Source organism: Mesorhizobium sp. CA13 (assembly GCF_020165235.1).
GTDB lineage: Bacteria > Pseudomonadota > Alphaproteobacteria > Rhizobiales > Rhizobiaceae > Mesorhizobium.
The window spans coordinates 84172-101267 of sequence record NZ_JAIUHS010000005.1 but is presented as its reverse complement, the minus strand read 5'-3'; the positions used below and the strand labels follow the sequence as shown (position 1 = coordinate 101267).

Below are 17096 nucleotides of genomic sequence, written 5' to 3'. Positions count from 1 at the left end.
TCCCATCAAGGGCCAGAGCATGAGCAGCGCGAAGGAAGTCGTCGTCATTGGCGCCGGTATCATCGGCGCTTCCATCGCCCGGCACCTGACCACGGCCGGGGCACGGGTCACCGTCGTTTCCGAGAGCGGCGCCGGCGGGGTCGCCACGCCGAATTCCTTCGCCTGGATCAATGCCAGCTGGGGCAATCCGGAAGTCTATTTCCGGCTGCGCGCCCGCGCCATGGCAGAGTGGAAACGGCTAGCAAACGAGCTGCCCGGCCTGCCGCTCGCCTGGTGCGGCGGGCTGTGCTGGGACTTGCCGGCGGACAAATTGGAGACCTATGCGGCGGAGCATTCGTCCTGGGGTTATGGCATCAGGCGCGTCGACCGCGCCGGCGCGGCTGGCATCGAGCCCAATCTCGCCGAGCTTCCCGACTTTGCCGTGCATGTCGCCGAGGAGGGTGTCGCCGAGCCGGTCGCCGCAACGAAAGCGCTGCTGGCCGACGCCGAACAGCGCGGTGCGCGCATCGTCTCCAGCACGGTTATGGGGCTTGTTCAGACCGGGGGCAGGACGACGGGCGTGGACACCGCCCATGGTTTGCTCGCCGCCGACGAGGTGGTGATCGCGGCCGGCGTCGGCTCGCCGGAGATTGCCGCGACGGCCGGCATAAGGCTACCGATCGAAATACCGCCCGGCCTGATCGTTCATTCGCGGCCTTACAAAAAATTGCTCAACGGGCTGGTGCTGGCCGAGCGGTTACACATACGCCAGACGGCGCAAGGCCGCATCATCGCCGGGTCCGACTTCGGCGGTGCCGATCCGGGGATGGATGCGGCGGCGACGGCGCGCGAGCAGTTTGCGGCGCTGCAAGCGATGCTGCGCGGCGGTGACGGCCTGGAGCTCGATTTCCATACGGTCGGTTACCGGCCGACGCCGATCGACGGCTTCCCGATCATCGGCCGCGCCGAGGGCATGGACGGCCTCTATATCGCGGTGACGCATTCCGGCATCACGCTGGCGCCGGCGGTCGGCTTGTTCGCCGCGCGCGAAATCCTCGACGGGGAGCGCGATCCGCTGCTGGCGCCCTACGGGTTGGGTCGGTTCGCTCAATAGTTTGGTGGACGGCTGAAGCCGCCGGTCAACGGCGCCATAGCCCTGGCAATAGCGAGCAGCCGTGATTCCGACCAGCGTTTGCCGACCAGTTGCAGACCGATCGGCAGGCGGTCTCGGTCCTGTCCGTACGGTATCGAAAGTGCCGGATGGCCACTGTAATTGAACACCGCGCCATAGGCCGGGAGCATCCAGTAGTTTTGGTCCTTGCCATCGACCTTGACCGGTGCGCCGGGCTCGCAATGAGGAAACGCGCTAGTCATGGCCACCGGGCAGAGCAGCGCGTCGCAACTGTCGAAGAAGGCGTCCCAGGCGAGAATGGATTTGTCGCGACGGGCGAGCGCTTCGAACCAGCGCGAGACGGGGGTCGGCTGTTCCGGCGGCCCGGGTTGCGCCGCCTCCATCATCATGCCAATCAGAGCTCCGCCGTGCCTTAGATCATCACGCAGATCGAGCTTGGGCAGTTTCGCTTCCTCGACAATGGCACCAGCCGATTGCAACTGCCCTGCAAGGTTGTCGACCGCTGCACTGATGTCGCCAGCCACCGGGAAGCCGGGAAACGACGACGCGAAGGCTATGCGTAGTGTCTTGAGGTCGAGCTTCGGCATGTCTTCGACCGGCACCGGGGCGACATCGGTGTCGCGCCCGTCCGCTCCGGCGATGATTTGATAGATCAAGGACAAATCGTCCACGCTGCGCGCCAGCGGCCCGAGACAGGACATCAGCCGGACGCTGCGCGCGGCGTCGCCCGGGTCCGGAAAAGCGCCGGCCAGCGAGACGCGATGCTCCGTTGGTTTCAGGCCATAAACACCGCAAAACGCGGCGGGGAGACGGATCGAATCCTGCATGTCGGTGCCGACATCGAACGGTGTCATCCCGGCGCAAATCGCGGCCGCAGCACCGCCGCTGGAACCGCCTGCGGTGCGCTCAAGATTCCAGGGGTTGCTGGTCCGGCCGAACAGCGGATTTTTCGATTGCCAGTCGGACAGCAAGCTGGCGACATTGGTCTTGGCCATCAGCACGCCGCCGGCCGCCTTCAGCCTGGCGACGACCGGGCTGTCTTCTTTCGCCGTATAATCGGCGAAAGGCGGGAAGCCGACCGTGGTCGTCATGCCTGATGTCTGGTGCATGTCCTTCAGGGCGAACGGGATGCCGTGCAGCGGTCCGAGCGCAGCGCCGCGCGCCAGTGCTGCGTCGGCCTTCTTGGCTTGGCTGCGAGCCCCTTCCCTATCGAGGGAGATGACGGCGTTGACGGCTTTGTTGTGCGCATCGATCTGCGCCAGGTGGGCGTCGAGTGCTTCCACCGCCGAGATTTTTCGCGCGGCGATGGCGGCGGCCAGCTTGACGGTCGAGGAAAAAACGAGATCCATGGTGAATGCTCCGGCTTGCACGCGCTCGTCCGATCAAGATGGCGGACAGCGGTGCGACTTCAAGCGGAGTTGAGCAGTCCGAAATCCATTGTGCTTGACCGGAATTGCTCATGTCTGTGAGGTCGGCACCCTACGGCGCTCCCTCTGTCCCGCGACATTGCGCAATCTGCAACTACACAGCCAGCGCCAGCCTCGCGGCCGGCGCAAACGGCCGAATATTCATGCCGTCCCTGGTCATGGTGACGAAGCTCGATGGCGGGATCGCCTGCCAGTCGCCGCCTTCACGGTCGAAGGGTTCGGAGACGATCCAGCGGCCGCCGCCCTTGGCGGCGGTATAGAGGGTGGGCGCATGGTCATCCGTGGCATAGCGGACCGCGTGGAGCGCCTGCCCGTCGGAAAGGGCGGCCGTCAGCTTCAGCGCCGGCTCGATGCCGACACGCCGCGAAGCCTCCAGCACGCGGCTGGTGGCACGGGCGACGGCGCCTTGCGGATCGGCGGCCAACCCTTCGTCGATCACCAGGAGAAAAAACAGCTCGGAATCGGTAGTGCCCTCGCGTTGGTCGAAGACGGCGTCGGACAGCGAATTTTCCAGCGCGCGGCGGATCTTCTCGAAGCCGCCGATCTGGCCGTTGTGCATGAACGACCAAGGGCCCGAGATGAAGGGATGGCAGTTCATGCGGCTGGTGGCGCCGCCGGTCGAGGCGCGCACATGGGCCAGGAACAATCCGGATTTGATCTGCCGGCACAAGCTCTTCAGATTGGGATCGGACCAGGCCGGCAGGATGTCGCGGTAGAGGCCGGGCTCGGGCCGGTCGCCATACCAGGCAAGCCCGAAACCATCGCCATTGGTCGGCGACTTGGCTTCCTCGGCGCAATGGCTCTGGGCGATCAGCGAGTGGCAGGGCGCCGTGAGGATGTCTTCGAGGAAAACCGCTTCACCGAGATAGGCCGCCCACCGGCACATCGCTTCTTCCGTTCCTAAGCGCGATCCGGAAGAGCCTTGGGCTCCTTGACCGCGTGCGAACCTCTGTTGTGCGTCCGCTCGTAAAGCTCGCGGACGATTCGGCTGGCGGTAGTCTCGAACAGAAATGGCAAGAAAGCGTGAACGAGGGCGGCCCCGGCGGCCGTCAGCAGGCGCGAGGAAAACCAGGCGGCAAAGGCCATGTGACCGAAATAGGTCTCGCCGACCTTGGCCGGATGGGAGGTGAAAATCCTTGCGACCGACATGCTGCTTCCCCTTCAGCGCTTGAAGTTCCCGATATCGGGTATCCTGGCACGGTTCGTCGGTTCATCGGTCTCAAAATGTCCTTGTATTTTGCTTGTTCGCGGGACAAACATCCCACATGGCCATCGAAATCGACGAAATCGATCGGAAATTGCTCGCCGAATTGCAACGCGACGGCACGCTGTCTGTCGACCAGCTGTCGGAGCGGGTTGCCTTGTCGCGCAACGCCTGCTGGCGGCGCGTCAAGCGGCTGGAGGAGGATGGCGTCATCACGGGCCGGGTGGCGCTGGTCGATGCGGAGAAGCTCGGGCTCGGCCTCTCCGTCTTCATCCTAGTCCGCACCTCCAACCATGATCCCGAGTGGTTGCAGAAATTCCGGGCGGCGGTGACCGGGTTTTCCGAGATCACCGGCGTCTACCGCATGTCCGGCGACCTCGACTATGTCCTGCGCGCCCGCGTCGCCGACGTGAAGGCCTATGACCGGCTGTACCAGCGGCTGATCGCCAAGGTGGCGCTGTCGGACGTTTCGGCCTCCTTCGTGATGGAGGAGATCAAGGAGACCACGGTGGTGCCGATGGAAGTGCGCTAAGGATTGGCTCCGGCCATAGTGATGCCCGAAAGAAAGCCGTTGATAGGATCGCGGGCGAATTGACCGAATCGGCAATCGCGCCGATAGGATCGATTTTATGCGTGCAGCCATCCAAAATTCCTCCGTCATCGGTCCGACCGTCGGCTTCGTCAGGTTGCCGCACGCCGACGGCCTTCCCCTCCCTGCCTATGAAAGCACCGGCGCGGCCGGCATGGACCTGCGCGCGGCGGTGCCAGACGATCGGCCGCTGCTGATCCTGCCGGGAAAACGCGCTCTGGTGCCGACCGGACTGATCCTGGAAATCCCCGAAGGCATGGAAGGCCAGGTGCGGCCGCGCTCCGGCCTTGCCTTCAAACACGGGCTGACCGTCCTCAACACGCCGGGCACGATCGACAGCGACTATCGCGGCGAGGTGAAGGTGCTGCTGGTCAATCTCGGCGACGAGGATTTTGCGGTGACGCGCGGCATGCGCATTGCCCAGATCGTGTTCGCCGCGGTGACCCAGGCGGGCGTCGAAGAGCGCGCCCTGGCCGGCGGCACGGCACGCGGTTCGGGCGGGTTCGGCTCGACCGGCACGGCCTGATGAACATACCGAAACTCGTCATCTTCGACTGCGACGGGATTCTGGTCGATACCGAGAACCTGGCCAACCGGCGCCTGGCCGAATGGCTGAGCGAAGCCGGTTATCCCACCAGCTTCGAATATTGCCGCAAGAACTTCTCCGGCCGCAGCATGGTCTCGGTGCAGAAGCAGATCGAAGAAGAGACCAGCGTCAGGCTCGGCGCCGACTTCGTCGAGCGCTGGAACGCGGGGCTGCCGGACCTGTTCGCCCATGGGGTCGAGGCGATACCCTATGTCCGGGAGTTCGTCGAGGCTGTCCGCGCGGCCGGCATCGCCTATTGCGTGGCCACCTCGGCCAGGGTGTCGAAGATGCACATCACGCTTGGCCAGACCGGCCTGCTGCCGCTGTTCGAACATGCGATGTTTTCCTCGACCATGGTCGTGCGCGGCAAGCCGTTTCCGGACCTGTTCCTGCATGCGGCCAAGACGATGGGCTTTGCGCCTGCTGACTGCATTGTCATCGAGGACAGCGTCGCCGGCACGCAGGCCGGCATCGCCGCGAGCATGCGGGTATTTTCCTATCATGGCGATCCCTACAGCGACCGTGACGGCTTGATGCGAGCCGGCGGCATCCTGTTCGACGACATGCGCACACTGGCCGGACTGGTGCCGATCCACTGATCGGCGCCGGTTTTGACGGGGTTGCAGGGACGCGCCGGAGGAATTGTCAGCAGAGAACGCGAAACGCTTCTGAGCCAACCGCATTCGTTTGCCCGGGCAAGGCGGCCGAGCTAAAATCCGCCATCGCACTCAACACGATGGGGGAGCTTCCATGGACAAGGGCAAGATCTTTCGCGACCTGCATGCCTCGACCTTCGTCATGCCCAATCCTTGGGATGTCGGCACGACGAAGCTGCTTGGATCGTTCGGTTTCAAGGCCTTGGCCACGACCAGCGCCGGCTTCGCCTTCTCGCGCGGCCTGCCGGACGGCGCGGTGACCTTCGACCAGATGATCCATCACTGTCGCGAGGTGACAGCGGCAACCGAGCTGCCGGTTTCGGCCGATCTCGAACGCGGCAAGGGCGACAGCGCCGAGCAGGCCGCCGAAACCATCTTCGCGGCTGAAGCCGCCGGCCTTGCCGGCTGCTCGATCGAGGACCACACCGGCGACCCGAACAAGCCGATCTATGATTTTTCGCACGCGGTGGAGCGCGTCGCGGCGGCGGCGGAAGCGGCCCGCGCGCTGAAACACGATTTCGTCTTCACCGCGCGGGCGGAGAACTTCCTCTGGGGCAAGTCCGACCTCGACGACACGATCAAGCGGCTGCAGGCATTCGAGAAGGCGGGAGCCGACGTGCTCTACGCGCCGGGCATCGGTGACGTCGAGATGGTGCGCACGCTCTGCTCGGCGGTGAGCAAGCCGGTCAACGTCATGGCAAGGCCCGACTTCACCATCGCCGATCTAACCAAGGCCGGGGCAAAGCGCGTTTCGCTTGGGCCGTGGTTGACCAATTTCGCTTATGGCATGCTGGAAACGGCGGCGCGCGAGATCCAGCAGGACGGCACGTTCGGCTTCACCCGCGCCGCCATGCCCTTCGGCAAGTTGCAGGCGCTGTTTGGCAAATCGGGATAAGCGGGCGGAACACATGACGCTGACCGTCGTCGACATGCACACCGGCGGCGAGCCGCTGAGGATCGTCACCGGGGGCTATCCCGATATCCCGAAGGGCACGATCCTGGAAAAGCGCGCCTATGTGCGCGACCATCTCGATCATCTCCGGAAAATCCTGATGTTCGAGCCACGCGGCCATTACGACATGTATGGCGCGCTGCTGGTCGAGCCCGATTTGCCGGGCGCCGACCTTGCCGTGCTGTTCATGCACAATGAGGGCTATTCGACCATGTGCGGCCACGCCATCGTCGCGCTCGGCCGCTATGCCGTCGACGAAGGGCTGGTGGCCAAGCAGGAACCGGTGACGATGGTCAACATCGAGGCGCCCTGCGGCATGGTCGTCGCTTCGGTCGAGGTGTGCGACGGCAAGGCCGGTGCTGTGTCGTTCGAAAGCGTGCCGGCTTTCCTGTTCGCACGCGACCGCAAGATCGAGTTGCCCGGCTACGGCGCGACAGGCTTCGACATCGCCTATGGCGGCGCCTTCTATGCACTGGCCGACTGTCACCAGTTCGGGCTCGAATTCGGCCGCGACCGGGTGCGCGATTTCGTCGACGCGGCGACGGCGCTGACCGAAAGGCTGAAGAGCGGGTTCCCCTTGTCGCATCCCGACCATACCGACCTCGCCTTCCTCTACGGCACCATTTTGACGGATGGGCGGGACGCGTTTTCGGATGAGCCGACGAAAAACGTCTGTGTCTTCGCCGAGGCGCAGGTCGACCGGTCGCCGACCGGTTCCGGCGTGACCGCGCGGCTGGCGGCGATGCATGCCAAAGGCGAGATCGCACCAGGCCTGACGCGCACCTTCGAGAGCATCGCCGGCTCGCGCTTTTCCGGCGCGGTGGCGCGGATGGCGAAAGCCGGACCGCATGAAGCGATCATCGCCCGCGTCGGCGGCCGCGCCTACTATTGCGGCCGGGCGGAATTCATCGTCGAGCCCGACGACGAATTGGGGCGCGGCTTTCTGCTGCGGTAGGGATTGGCATCAACGGAACGGCTTGCTCCGCAGATCGGGCCGGGCCGAGATCGCCTTGTGCAGATGCACCATCATGGCTGCGGCGAAGAGCGGCGTCACCAGGTTGAGCACCGGCACGGCAAGGAAGGCCGCGATGACCAGGCCGGCGAGAAAGACCGTCCCGGCATGGTTTCGGCGCAAGGCCCTAGCCTCTTCTTCCGGGCGGAAACGCATGGCGGCGAATTCGAAGAATTCGCGCCCGAGCAGGTAGCCGTTGACGATGAAGAAGGCGGCGATGTTGACGCCCGGCACCAGCAGAAGCAGCAGGGCGACGATGTTGCCCAGAACGACGATGCCGAAGAACTTTATCGCCAGCACCAGCGAGCGCAGCGCCGGCATGGCGCGGCCGGGCGGATCGCCGGGATAATCGGTACGCTCGACCACGTCGGCGATGTCGTCGAGGAAAAGGCCGGCGACGACGGCCGTCACCGGCGCTATGAGCAGCGCCATGCCGAAGGCAAGCGCGATGGCCGCGATGATGCCCCCCAGCCAACCGGCCCAGGACGGCAGGCCGGGAAACAGCGTGTGCAGCCACGGCAGCGCCAGCCACTCGACGAGGCTGGTCAGCCCGAACCACAAGGCGACCAGCGCAAGCACAGTCAGGCCTAGCGTCTTGAGGAAGACGGCGCGGAATTCGGGCGAGAACAACTGGCCGGCGGCGGCGCGGGCGGCGCTGGAGATCACGGTGCTTCCAACCTCACTTCGAACGCCGGGAGGATAGGCAGCAGGTCCACCCGTCACAAGCCTCTGTTGCCATGGCAATCGCTTGAGGCTCGAATTCTCCGCATCCACCCTCTTCGGAGCGTCGGCGCCGCCCCCTCATCGCCCTGCCGGGCACTTCTCTCCGTATAGTGACGGGAGAAGGGCTGGCCGCACGCCGGCGCCTACATTGCAACGTTGCGGCTTGGCGAAACCGGCGATGACAGAAGATGCCGGCAGGCAGGTGAGAGGCGGTGCCAACTTCGGCAATTGAAGGCGATTGCCCTGTCTGCCTATTGTGCGAGCGCCGGCTTGCGGGTGGGAACGGTCATGGCCGCGACGCCGGCGACGACGAAGGCCATGCCGAGCCAAGCCGTCGAACCCAGGCTTTCGCCGAGGAAGACTGCGCCGATGCCGACGCCGATCGGCACGCGCAGATAGGCCTGCGACGTGGTGCCGACCGAGCCCAGCGTGTGGATGAGGCGGAAATAGATGACGAAGGCCAGCGCGGTCGAAAACACGGACAGGCCGAGCAGGGCCAGGATCGACGCCGCCGACGGCGCGAGCGTCCAGGGCTGGTCGACCAGAAGGCTGAGCGGCATCAGGATGACGGCGCCGCAGAGCATCGAGCCGGCCGCGGGCAGCATCGGGTCGAGGCCCTTGAAGCCACGGCCGAAGATCGCCGCCCCCGCATAGCAGACCGTTGCAAGGACGATGGCAAGCTGCGCCCAAAGTTCATGGCCGAGACCGCCCAGCGCCTGTGTGCCCACGATGAGGCAGATGCCGGCAATGCCGGCGCCGACGCCGATCAGTTTGCGCAGCGTCACCGGTTCATGGCGGGTGATCAGCGCGGTCAACAGGAAGGTGAAGATAGGCGACGTCGCGTTGAGAATAGTGGCGAGGCCGGCATCCACCGAGCGCTCGGCGGCGGCGATCAGAGTGAACGGGATGACGCTGTTGAGGCACGCCTGGAAGGCAAAACGCCGCCAGCTCGCCGCATCGCCCGGCATGGCAAGCCCGCGCCAGCGGATGATGGCGAACAGGATGCCGCCGGCGATCAAGGTACGGGCGGCGATGAACGTCACCGGCGGGATCGTCTCTACGCCGATCTTGATGAAGGTGTAGGAGGCGCCCCAAAGCACCGCCAGGACGGCGAGCAGCGCCAGATCGGTGTTCATGTCGTTCTTGCAGGCATGGGCTTGCCGCCTTCGGGCAGGGATCGAAAGGCCCTTCTTAGGCAAAGCCGCGATGAAATGCTTCGGCCACGGTCGAATTGTCGTAGCGCCTGACCGTAGCGGCAACGACAGAAAATCCGTTGCCAATTTTCAGGGTCATGCTGTAGACCCGCGCGGGCATGGCAAGAGGCCGGCGCGGATTTTGGCGGAGACATTGATGCCGGACTATGACGTGCTTTGCATCGGCAACGCGATTGTCGACATCATCGCCCAGTGCGAAGAAGAATTCCTGGAGACCAACGGCATCATCAAGGGCGCGATGAACCTCATCGACACGAGGCGCGCCGAGCTGCTCTACAGCCGCATGGGCCCGGCGATCGAGGCGTCCGGCGGCAGCGCCGGCAACACCGCCGCCGGCGTCGCCAGTTTTGGCGGCCGCGCCGCCTTCTTCGGCAAGGTTTCCAACGATGCTTTGGGCGAAATCTATGCCCACGACATCCACGCGCAGGGCGTCGCCTTCGACACCAAGCCGCTTCAGGGCGAGCCGCCGACGGCGCGCTCGATGATCTTCGTCACCCCCGACGGCGAGCGTTCGATGAACACCTATCTCGGCGCCTGCGTCGAGCTCGGGCCGGAGGACGTCGAGGCCGACAAGGCGTCGGGCGCCAAGGTCACCTATTTCGAGGGCTATCTGTGGGATCCGCCGCGCGCCAAGGAGGCGATCCGGCAGACGGCCAAGCTGGCGCACGCGGCGGGCCGCGAAGTGTCGATGACCTTGTCGGATTCGTTCTGCGTCGACCGCTACCGCGACGAGTTCCTCGAGCTGATGCGTTCGGGCACCGTCGACATCGTCTTCGCCAACAGCCATGAGATCAAGTCGCTCTACCAGACCTCGTCCTTCGACGAGGCGCTGGCCCAGATCCGCAAGGACTGCAGAATAGCCGCCGTGACGCGCTCGGAAAAAGGCTCGGTCATCGTGCGCGGCGACGAGACCGTGGTCATCCAGGCGACCGCCATCAAGGAGCTGGTCGACACGACGGGCGCCGGCGACCTCTACGCCGCCGGTTTCCTGCACGGCTATACGCAAGGCCGCGACCTCAAGACCTGCGGCGACCTCGGCTCACTGGCAGCCGGACTGGTGATCCAGCAGATCGGGCCGAGGCCAAGGCAGAATCTGCGCAAAGAGGCCGAACTGGCGGGATTGCTGTAAGGGCAGTGAAGCTGCCGATCTCCCCCCATGTGGGGGAGATGGCCGGCAGGCCAGAGGGGGGCGCTGTCCCGCCAGCCTCTCCAGGGTTCTACACTGCCACCAAGCCCCAAAATGAACGGTATGAACGCACAGTCCATGTCGGGGCGCCGATCCGAAGAGCATAGGCATGCGGAAGGGAACCACCGCAACGTAGCAATCCTTCGCGCCCCCCTCTGCCCTGCCGGGCATCTCCCCCACGAGGGGGGAGATCGGCAGCTTCACCGTCGCGCGGCTGTCACACATCGCTCCTACACGCAAATCGGGGCGCACTGCGACTGACATTTCAGGACGCCCGCAGCCAGTTGGGGTGTCGAAAATGCGAGACAGCAAGCTGTCGGGTCGCTGCATCTGTTGCCGTTGCGATTTCCTCTTCCACCGTTGAACAAACGGCCGCAGTCGGGGAGGAGTGCGGCCGAGAAGACAGATGCATGAACAGATTTCAGACACCCGGCATCACGCAAGACGACTTCGCCGACATGGTCGCGGAAAAGGTCGAGCGGGCGCTCGCCCACTATGACGAGGCCATCAACAAACCCACCATGGTCTCGGTTGGCAAGATCGCCGGCAGCATAGCGTCCGCCGTCACCTTGCTGTCGCCGAAGCACCAGCGCGCCATCGATGCCATCCATGCCGACCTTCCGGGGCTGGCGTCGAAATTCGTGCGTGCGCTGGCCGCGGAAGCCGCGCGCCGCAGCGAAGCCGGCACCGCGGGCGCCACAAACCCGTCGGCGGATCTCGACGGCCCCGCCTCCCCGCTTCCGCGCACCCAGCCCGACGACCTCGAATCGATGCTGATCGAAGACTGGGCCGGGCGGGTCGCCGGGTCGACCTATCTGGAGGAACACCTGCGCATCGCCCGCTCGACCCTGCACCGCTGGCAAAGGCGGGGCGAGGTGGTCGCCTTGCGCAAGGGCGGCCGCAAGCACGTCTTCCCGCTGGCGCAGTTCGTCGATGGGAGACCGGTGGCGGGTATTCGAGACGTGCTGTCGTTGATCGGCAATCCGAGGCTGGCGTGGCTGTGGCTGACCCGCCCCTCCGCGCTGCTCGACGAGCGCATTCCCATCGACCTGCTGCGGCAAGATCAGGTTGAGGAGGTCATCGAGGCGGCGCGGGGGTTTTCCGCGGGTTAAGAGCGATCAGATCCGCCGCTGCTTTCGCCTCCGACGCGCGACCCCTTCCTCAGGTCCCCGCCGTGTAGGCCGCGATCGCCGCCATGTTGACGATATCGCTGTCCTTGGCGTTCAGCGAGACGATCTGCACCGGCTTGTTCAGCCCGACCAGCAGCGGGCCGATAACCGTCGAGCCGCCGAGTTCCTGGAGCATCTTGGTGGAGATCGAGGCAGAGTGGAAGGCCGGCATGATCAGCACATTGGCCGGGCCGGTCAGCCTCATGAACGGGTATTGCGCCATGGCACGGGCGTTGAGCGCGACGTCGGCGGCCATCTCGCCGTCATACTCGAAATCGACGCGGCGCTTGTCGAGGATGCGCACGGCTTCCTGGATGCGCTCGGAGCGCTCGCCGTGGGGATGGCCGAAGGTGGAATAGGCGAGCATGGCGAGCCTCGGCTCATAGCCCATGCGGCGGGCAAAGCCTGCCGCCTCCTCGGCGATGTCGGCGATCTGCTCGGCGTTCGGCATGTCGTGCACGGCTGTGTCGGCGACGATCACGGTGCGGCCGCGCGCCAAAACGATCGACACGCCGATGACGCGGTGGCCGGGCTTGGCGTCGATGACGCGCCTGACATCGTCGAGCGCGGTGGAATAGTTGCGGGTGACGCCCGTGACGATGCCGTCGGCATCGCCCAGCGCCACCATGCAGGCGGCGAAATGGTTGCGGTCGTTGTTGATCAGGCGCTGGCAGTCGCGGAACAGGAAGCCTTTGCGCTGCATGCGCTCGTAGAGATAATCGGTATAGACCGAATTGCGGCGCGACAGGCGCGCATTGATGATCTCCAGGCCCTGCTTGTCGAGGTCGATGCCGGCGTGCCTGGCGTTCTCCTTGATGACGTCGTCACGGCCGAGCAGGATGGCGGTGCCGAGCCGCTGGTTCACATAGGAGACGGCGGCGCGCATCACCTGCTCCTCCTCGCCCTCGGCGAAGACGATGCGCTTGGGCTGGCGGCGCACGCGGTCGTAGATGCGCTGCAAGGTCGAGGCGATCGGATCACGGCGGGCCGACAGCTCCTGCGCGTAGCGGTCGAGATCGAGGATCGGCTTGCGGGCGACGCCAGAATCCATCGCCGCCCTGGCGACGGCCAGCGGAATGGCCGAGATCAGGCGCGGATCGAACGGCACCGGGATGATGTAGTTGGGGCCGAATTTCGGCCGGTTGCCCTGGTAGGCCGCGGCGACGTCGTCGGGCACGTCCTTGCGTGCCAGGTCGGCAAGCGCACGCGCGGCGGCGATCTTCATGTCGTCATTGATGGTGGTGGCTCGCACATCCAGCGCGCCGCGGAAGATATAGGGGAAGCCGAGCACGTTGTTGACCTGATTGGGATAATCCGAACGCCCGGTCGCCATGATGGCGTCGGTGCGGATCTCCGCCACTTCCTCGGGCGTGATCTCGGGATCGGGGTTGGCCATGGCGAAGATGATCGGGTTCTTGGCCATAGAACGCACCATGGCGGTGGTCAGCGCGCCCTTGGCGGAAAGGCCGAGGAAGACGTCGGCGCCATCCAGCGCCTCGGCCAGCGACCGCGCGTCAGTCTTGACCGCGTGCGCCGACTTCCACTGGTTCATGCCTTCCGTGCGGCCCTGGAAGACCACGCCCTTGGTGTCGCACAGGATGATGTTCTCGGGCGCAAAGCCCATCGCCTTCATCAGCTCGATACAGGCGATGCCGGCCGCACCGGCGCCGTTGCAGACCATCCTGGTGGTCTTCATGTCGCGGCCGGTGATCTCCAGCGCGTTGATCAGGCCGGCGGCCGAGATGATGGCGGTGCCGTGCTGGTCGTCGTGGAAGACCGGGATGTCCATCAGTTCGCGCAGCCGCTGCTCGATGATGAAGCATTCCGGCGCCTTGATGTCCTCCAGGTTGATGCCGCCGAAGGAGGGCCCAAGGAAGCGCACGCAGTTGATGAACTCGTCGGCGTCCTCGGTGTCGACCTCGAGATCGATGGAATCGACGTCGGCGAAGCGCTTGAACAGCACCGCCTTGCCCTCCATGACCGGCTTGGAGGCCAGCGCGCCGAGATTGCCCAAACCCAGGATGGCGGTGCCGTTTGAGATGACGGCGACCATGTTGCCGCGCGAGGTGTAGTCGAAGGCGCGGCTGGGATCCTCCGCGATGGCCAGCACCGGCACGGCGACGCCGGGCGAATAGGCGAGGCTCAAATCGCGCTGCGTGGCCATCGGCTTGGTGGCGACGATCTCGAGCTTGCCGGGCCGCCCCATGGCGTGGAATTCGAGCGCTTCCTGCGCGCTGACGGACGGACCGTTGTTTTCGGTTTTCCTTGCCATGATGCTTTTGATTTCCTCGCCATGCGGCACCTCCTTGAGGCGGGTGCCTTGTGTGATTCCGAATTAAGACCACGCGCCGCCGCGTGTAAACCGCCAAGCGCTGCCGAACTGGCGTCGGAAGGACGCATGGCGTTCAATGGTGGTTGATCTCCGTTCTTCCCCTGCTTTTCCAATGGCCGGCATTAAACCCCGCCGCCACATCTGCTAGCGTGAGCGCATGAACATGCACATTCAAAACGAACCGGACGCTCCCGAGGCGATCACGCCGGCAGCCGCTGGTGGCGTGACCCCGATGATGGAGCAGTTCATCGAGATCAAGGCGGCGAACCCGGATTCGCTGCTGTTCTACCGGATGGGCGATTTCTACGAGCTGTTCTTCGAGGATGCGGAGAAGGCGAGCCGGGCGCTCGGCATCGTGCTGACCAAGCGCGGCAAGCATCAGGGCCACGACATCCCGATGTGCGGCGTGCCGGTGCATGCGGCGGATGACTATCTGCAGAAACTGATTGCGCAGGGTTTCCGCGTCGCCGTCTGCGAGCAGATCGAGGATCCGGCCGAAGCCAAGAAGCGCGGCTCCAAATCGGTGGTGCGCCGCGATGTGGTGCGGCTGGTGACGCCCGGCACCATCACCGAGGACAAATTGCTGGCGCCGTCGGAATCGAGCTTCCTGATGGCGCTGGGACGGGTGAAGGGCGGCAGCGATCCAAGAGGCGGGGAGCGCGGCGGCGCGACCGGAAACCAAGGAAGCTTTGCCCTGGCCTGGATCGACATCTCGACCGGGGCTTTCCGGGTCACCGACACCACCGCCGACCGGCTGCTCGCCGACATCTTCCGTGTCGATCCGCGCGAGCTGATCGTCGCCGAGCCGGTGTTCCACGATCCCGAATTGCGACCGGTATTCGACGTGCTCGGCCGCGTCGCCAACCCGCAGCCGCCGAGCCTGTTCGATTCGGCCTCGGCCGCCGGGCGCATCGCCCGCTTCTTCGAGGTGGCGACGCCGGACAGCTTTGGTGCGTTTTCGCGTGCTGAGCTGTCGGCGATCTCGGGCGCCATCGCCTATGTCGAAAAGACGCAGAAGGCCGAGCGGCCGCCGCTGTCGCGTCCCGAGCGCGAGGAGGCCGGCTCGACTTTGTTCATCGACCCGGCGACGCGCGGCAACCTGGAACTGCTGCGCACGCTGTCGGGCAGCCGTGAAGGCTCATTGTTCAAGGCAATCGACCGCACGGTGACCGGCGGCGGCGCAAGGCTGCTCGCCGACCGGCTGATGGCGCCGCTGACCGACCCGGCGGCAATCGCCGCGCGGCTGGATTCGGTGTCGTTCTTCCGTTCCGAGACGCGGCTTTGCCAGGCGGTGCGGGCGAGCCTGAAGAGCGTCGCCGACATGCCGCGCGCGCTGTCGCGGCTGGCGCTCAACCGCGGCGGCCCGCGCGACCTCGGCGCGCTGCGCGCCGGCTTCGAGGCGGCCGGCGCGATCGCGGAGATCTTTGCCGCGACCTCCCTCCCCCACGAATTGGCGGCGGCGCTCGCAGCGATCCGGGCGCTGCCGCAAGCGCTTGCCGGGCATCTGACGCAAGCGCTTGGCGAGGAACTGCCGCTCTTGAAGCGCGACGGCGGCTTCGTTCGTGGCGGCTACCACCCGGAGCTCGACGAGATGCGGGCGCTGCGCGACGAGTCGCGAAAAGTGATCGCCGGGCTGGAGCGTTCGCTGATCGAGGAGACCGGCATCCGGTCGCTGAAGATCCGGCACAACAATGTGCTCGGCTACTACATCGAGGTGACCGCCAACCACCACGCCGTGATGACCGGCAGCGACGGCGCCAAGGCGCGCTTCATCCATCGCCAGACCATGGCCAACGCCATGCGCTTCACCACCACGGAGCTGGCGGAGCTGGAAACGAAGATCGCCAATGCCGCCGACCGGGCGCTGAGCATCGAGCTTGCCGCCTTCGACGCGCTGACGGCGGAAGCGGTCGGCGAAGCGGAGAAGATCCGCGCCGGCGCCGATGCGCTCGCCGTGCTGGACGTGTCGGCGGCGCTCGCGCTTCTATCCGAGAGCGAGGCCTGGTGCCGGCCGCTGGTCGATGCCAGCCTTGCATTCGAGATTTCGGGTGGGCGCCATCCCGTGGTCGAACAGGCGCTGCGGCGCTCGGGCGAAGGGCCGTTCGTGGCCAATGACTGCGACCTGTCGCCGGAGGGCAGCGCCAGAAACGGCGCGATCTGGCTGCTGACCGGTCCCAATATGGGCGGTAAATCGACATTCCTGCGGCAGAACGCGCTGATCGCCATCCTGGCCCAAACCGGCTCTTTCGTCCCGGCGACATCGGCCCATATCGGCGTCGTCGACCGCCTCTTTTCCCGCGTCGGCGCTTCGGACGATCTTGCGCGCGGCCGATCGACCTTCATGGTCGAGATGGTCGAGACGGCGGCGATCCTCAATCAGGCCGGCGAACGCGCGCTGGTGATCCTCGACGAGATCGGCCGCGGCACCGCCACGTTCGACGGCCTGTCGATCGCCTGGGCCGCGGTGGAATATCTGCACGAGAAGAACCGCTGCCGGGCGATCTTCGCCACGCATTTCCACGAGATGACCTCGCTTGCCGGCAAGCTGGCGCGGCTCCACAACGTCACCATGCGGGTCAAGGAGTGGGAGAACGACGTCGTCTTCCTGCACGAGGTCGGCAAGGGCGCGGCCGACCGCTCCTACGGCGTGCAGGTGGCGCGGCTCGCCGGACTCCCCGAGGCGGTGGTTGACCGTGCCAAGGAAGTGCTGCACCAGCTCGAGGAAGGCGAGGTTTCGGGCAAGACCAACCGCCTGGTCGACGACCTGCCGCTGTTTTCCGTGGCGGTGAAACGGGAAGCGCCGAAGGCGGTCAAGAGCGATGCGCTCAATGAGGCACTCAGCGCGATCAGTCCCGACGAGATGACGCCCAGGGAAGCGCTGGAGGCGCTTTACCGGTTGAAAGGATTGCTGGGGACGTAGCTTTGCAGTCTGGGC

Annotated in this window: 15 protein-coding genes; 9 read left to right on the top strand and 6 right to left on the bottom strand. The window is 65.5% G+C overall.

Going from position 1 to position 17096, the window contains the following annotated elements:
- Positions 1-19: 19 nt before the first annotated feature.
- Complete coding sequence (locus LB566_RS14075; RefSeq protein WP_224624831.1) at positions 20-1093, top strand: NAD(P)/FAD-dependent oxidoreductase; 1074 nt, start codon at positions 20-22, stop codon at positions 1091-1093.
- On the opposite strand, the gene LB566_RS14070 is transcribed toward LB566_RS14075, so the two are convergent.
- From LB566_RS14070 to LB566_RS14060, 3 genes are all read right to left on the bottom strand, one after another.
- Positions 1087-2460 carry an amidase gene (locus LB566_RS14070; RefSeq protein WP_224624830.1) on the bottom strand — a complete coding sequence of 458 codons (1374 nt, stop codon included), beginning with the start codon at positions 2458-2460 and terminating at the stop codon, positions 1087-1089. The two genes, LB566_RS14075 and LB566_RS14070, sit on opposite strands and share 7 nt — an antisense overlap.
- A 172-nt stretch (positions 2461-2632) precedes the next feature.
- Positions 2633-3424 (bottom strand): class II glutamine amidotransferase, encoded by a 792-nt coding sequence (locus tag LB566_RS14065; protein ID WP_224624829.1) that lies wholly within the window; start codon positions 3422-3424, stop codon positions 2633-2635.
- A gap of 14 nt (positions 3425-3438) precedes the next feature.
- Complete coding sequence (locus LB566_RS14060; protein WP_140512988.1) at positions 3439-3687, bottom strand: DUF6356 family protein; 249 nt, start codon at positions 3685-3687, stop codon at positions 3439-3441.
- Between the two features lie 116 nt (positions 3688-3803).
- Here LB566_RS14060 and LB566_RS14055 point away from each other — a divergent pair, with 116 nt between their 5' ends.
- From LB566_RS14055 to LB566_RS14035, 5 genes are all read left to right on the top strand, one after another.
- The gene (locus tag LB566_RS14055) at positions 3804-4274 is read left to right on the top strand and encodes an Lrp/AsnC family transcriptional regulator (RefSeq protein ID WP_140497095.1); all 471 of its coding nucleotides are present in this window, start codon (positions 3804-3806) and stop codon (positions 4272-4274) included.
- Between the two features lie 97 nt (positions 4275-4371).
- Positions 4372-4857: a dUTP diphosphatase gene (gene dut / locus LB566_RS14050; RefSeq protein WP_224624828.1), complete on the top strand. Its 486-nt coding sequence runs from the start codon at positions 4372-4374 to the stop codon at positions 4855-4857.
- Positions 4857-5516: an HAD family hydrolase gene (locus LB566_RS14045; RefSeq protein WP_224624827.1), complete on the top strand. Its 660-nt coding sequence runs from the start codon at positions 4857-4859 to the stop codon at positions 5514-5516. Before dut ends, LB566_RS14045 begins: the two co-directional genes overlap by 1 nt.
- Before the next feature lie 151 nt (positions 5517-5667).
- The gene (locus LB566_RS14040) at positions 5668-6468 is read left to right on the top strand and encodes an isocitrate lyase/phosphoenolpyruvate mutase family protein (protein ID WP_224624826.1); all 801 of its coding nucleotides are present in this window, start codon (positions 5668-5670) and stop codon (positions 6466-6468) included.
- 13 nt (positions 6469-6481) lie between these two features.
- The gene (locus tag LB566_RS14035) at positions 6482-7480 is read left to right on the top strand and encodes a proline racemase family protein (RefSeq protein WP_224624825.1); all 999 of its coding nucleotides are present in this window, start codon (positions 6482-6484) and stop codon (positions 7478-7480) included.
- A gap of 9 nt (positions 7481-7489) precedes the next feature.
- Here the strand turns inward: LB566_RS14035 and LB566_RS14030 are convergent, their stop codons facing one another.
- Positions 7490-8203: a sulfate transporter family protein gene (locus tag LB566_RS14030; RefSeq protein ID WP_224624824.1), complete on the bottom strand. Its 714-nt coding sequence runs from the start codon at positions 8201-8203 to the stop codon at positions 7490-7492.
- Between the two features lie 308 nt (positions 8204-8511).
- Complete coding sequence (locus LB566_RS14025; RefSeq protein WP_224624823.1) at positions 8512-9396, bottom strand: EamA family transporter; 885 nt, start codon at positions 9394-9396, stop codon at positions 8512-8514.
- A gap of 214 nt (positions 9397-9610) precedes the next feature.
- Here LB566_RS14025 and LB566_RS14020 point away from each other — a divergent pair, with 214 nt between their 5' ends.
- Complete coding sequence (locus LB566_RS14020) at positions 9611-10603, top strand: adenosine kinase (RefSeq protein ID WP_224624822.1); 993 nt, start codon at positions 9611-9613, stop codon at positions 10601-10603.
- Positions 10604-11070: 467 nt separating this feature from the next.
- Positions 11071-11772, top strand: coding sequence for an antitoxin Xre/MbcA/ParS toxin-binding domain-containing protein (locus LB566_RS14015; protein WP_224624821.1), 702 nt, complete (start codon positions 11071-11073; stop codon positions 11770-11772).
- A gap of 49 nt (positions 11773-11821) precedes the next feature.
- Here LB566_RS14015 and LB566_RS14010 read toward each other — a convergent pair whose 3' ends face one another.
- Positions 11822-14101, bottom strand: a complete 2280-nt coding sequence (locus LB566_RS14010; protein WP_224624820.1) for an NADP-dependent malic enzyme — start codon at positions 14099-14101, stop codon at positions 11822-11824.
- Positions 14102-14318: 217 nt separating this feature from the next.
- On the opposite strand from LB566_RS14010, the gene mutS reads away from it, so the two are divergent.
- Positions 14319-17081, top strand: a complete 2763-nt coding sequence (gene mutS / locus LB566_RS14005) for a DNA mismatch repair protein MutS (protein ID WP_224624819.1) — start codon at positions 14319-14321, stop codon at positions 17079-17081.
- Positions 17082-17096: the final 15 nt, after the last annotated feature.

Coding starts and splice junctions, on each gene's coding strand:
- LB566_RS14015 (WP_224624821.1), top strand. CDS start 11,071: ATGAACAGATTTCAGACACCCGGCATCACGCAAGACGACTTCGCCGAC.
- LB566_RS14020 (WP_224624822.1), top strand. CDS start 9,611: ATGCCGGACTATGACGTGCTTTGCATCGGCAACGCGATTGTCGACATC.
- LB566_RS14035 (WP_224624825.1), top strand. CDS start 6,482: ATGACGCTGACCGTCGTCGACATGCACACCGGCGGCGAGCCGCTGAGG.
- LB566_RS14070 (WP_224624830.1), bottom strand. CDS start 2,460: ATGGATCTCGTTTTTTCCTCGACCGTCAAGCTGGCCGCCGCCATCGCC.
- LB566_RS14060 (WP_140512988.1), bottom strand. CDS start 3,687: ATGTCGGTCGCAAGGATTTTCACCTCCCATCCGGCCAAGGTCGGCGAG.
- LB566_RS14010 (WP_224624820.1), bottom strand. CDS start 14,101: ATGGCAAGGAAAACCGAAAACAACGGTCCGTCCGTCAGCGCGCAGGAA.
- LB566_RS14075 (WP_224624831.1), top strand. CDS start 20: ATGAGCAGCGCGAAGGAAGTCGTCGTCATTGGCGCCGGTATCATCGGC.
- dut (WP_224624828.1), top strand. CDS start 4,372: ATGCGTGCAGCCATCCAAAATTCCTCCGTCATCGGTCCGACCGTCGGC.
- LB566_RS14055 (WP_140497095.1), top strand. CDS start 3,804: ATGGCCATCGAAATCGACGAAATCGATCGGAAATTGCTCGCCGAATTG.
- LB566_RS14045 (WP_224624827.1), top strand. CDS start 4,857: ATGAACATACCGAAACTCGTCATCTTCGACTGCGACGGGATTCTGGTC.
- LB566_RS14065 (WP_224624829.1), bottom strand. CDS start 3,424: ATGTGCCGGTGGGCGGCCTATCTCGGTGAAGCGGTTTTCCTCGAAGAC.
- LB566_RS14040 (WP_224624826.1), top strand. CDS start 5,668: ATGGACAAGGGCAAGATCTTTCGCGACCTGCATGCCTCGACCTTCGTC.
- mutS (WP_224624819.1), top strand. CDS start 14,319: ATGAACATGCACATTCAAAACGAACCGGACGCTCCCGAGGCGATCACG.
- LB566_RS14025 (WP_224624823.1), bottom strand. CDS start 9,396: ATGAACACCGATCTGGCGCTGCTCGCCGTCCTGGCGGTGCTTTGGGGC.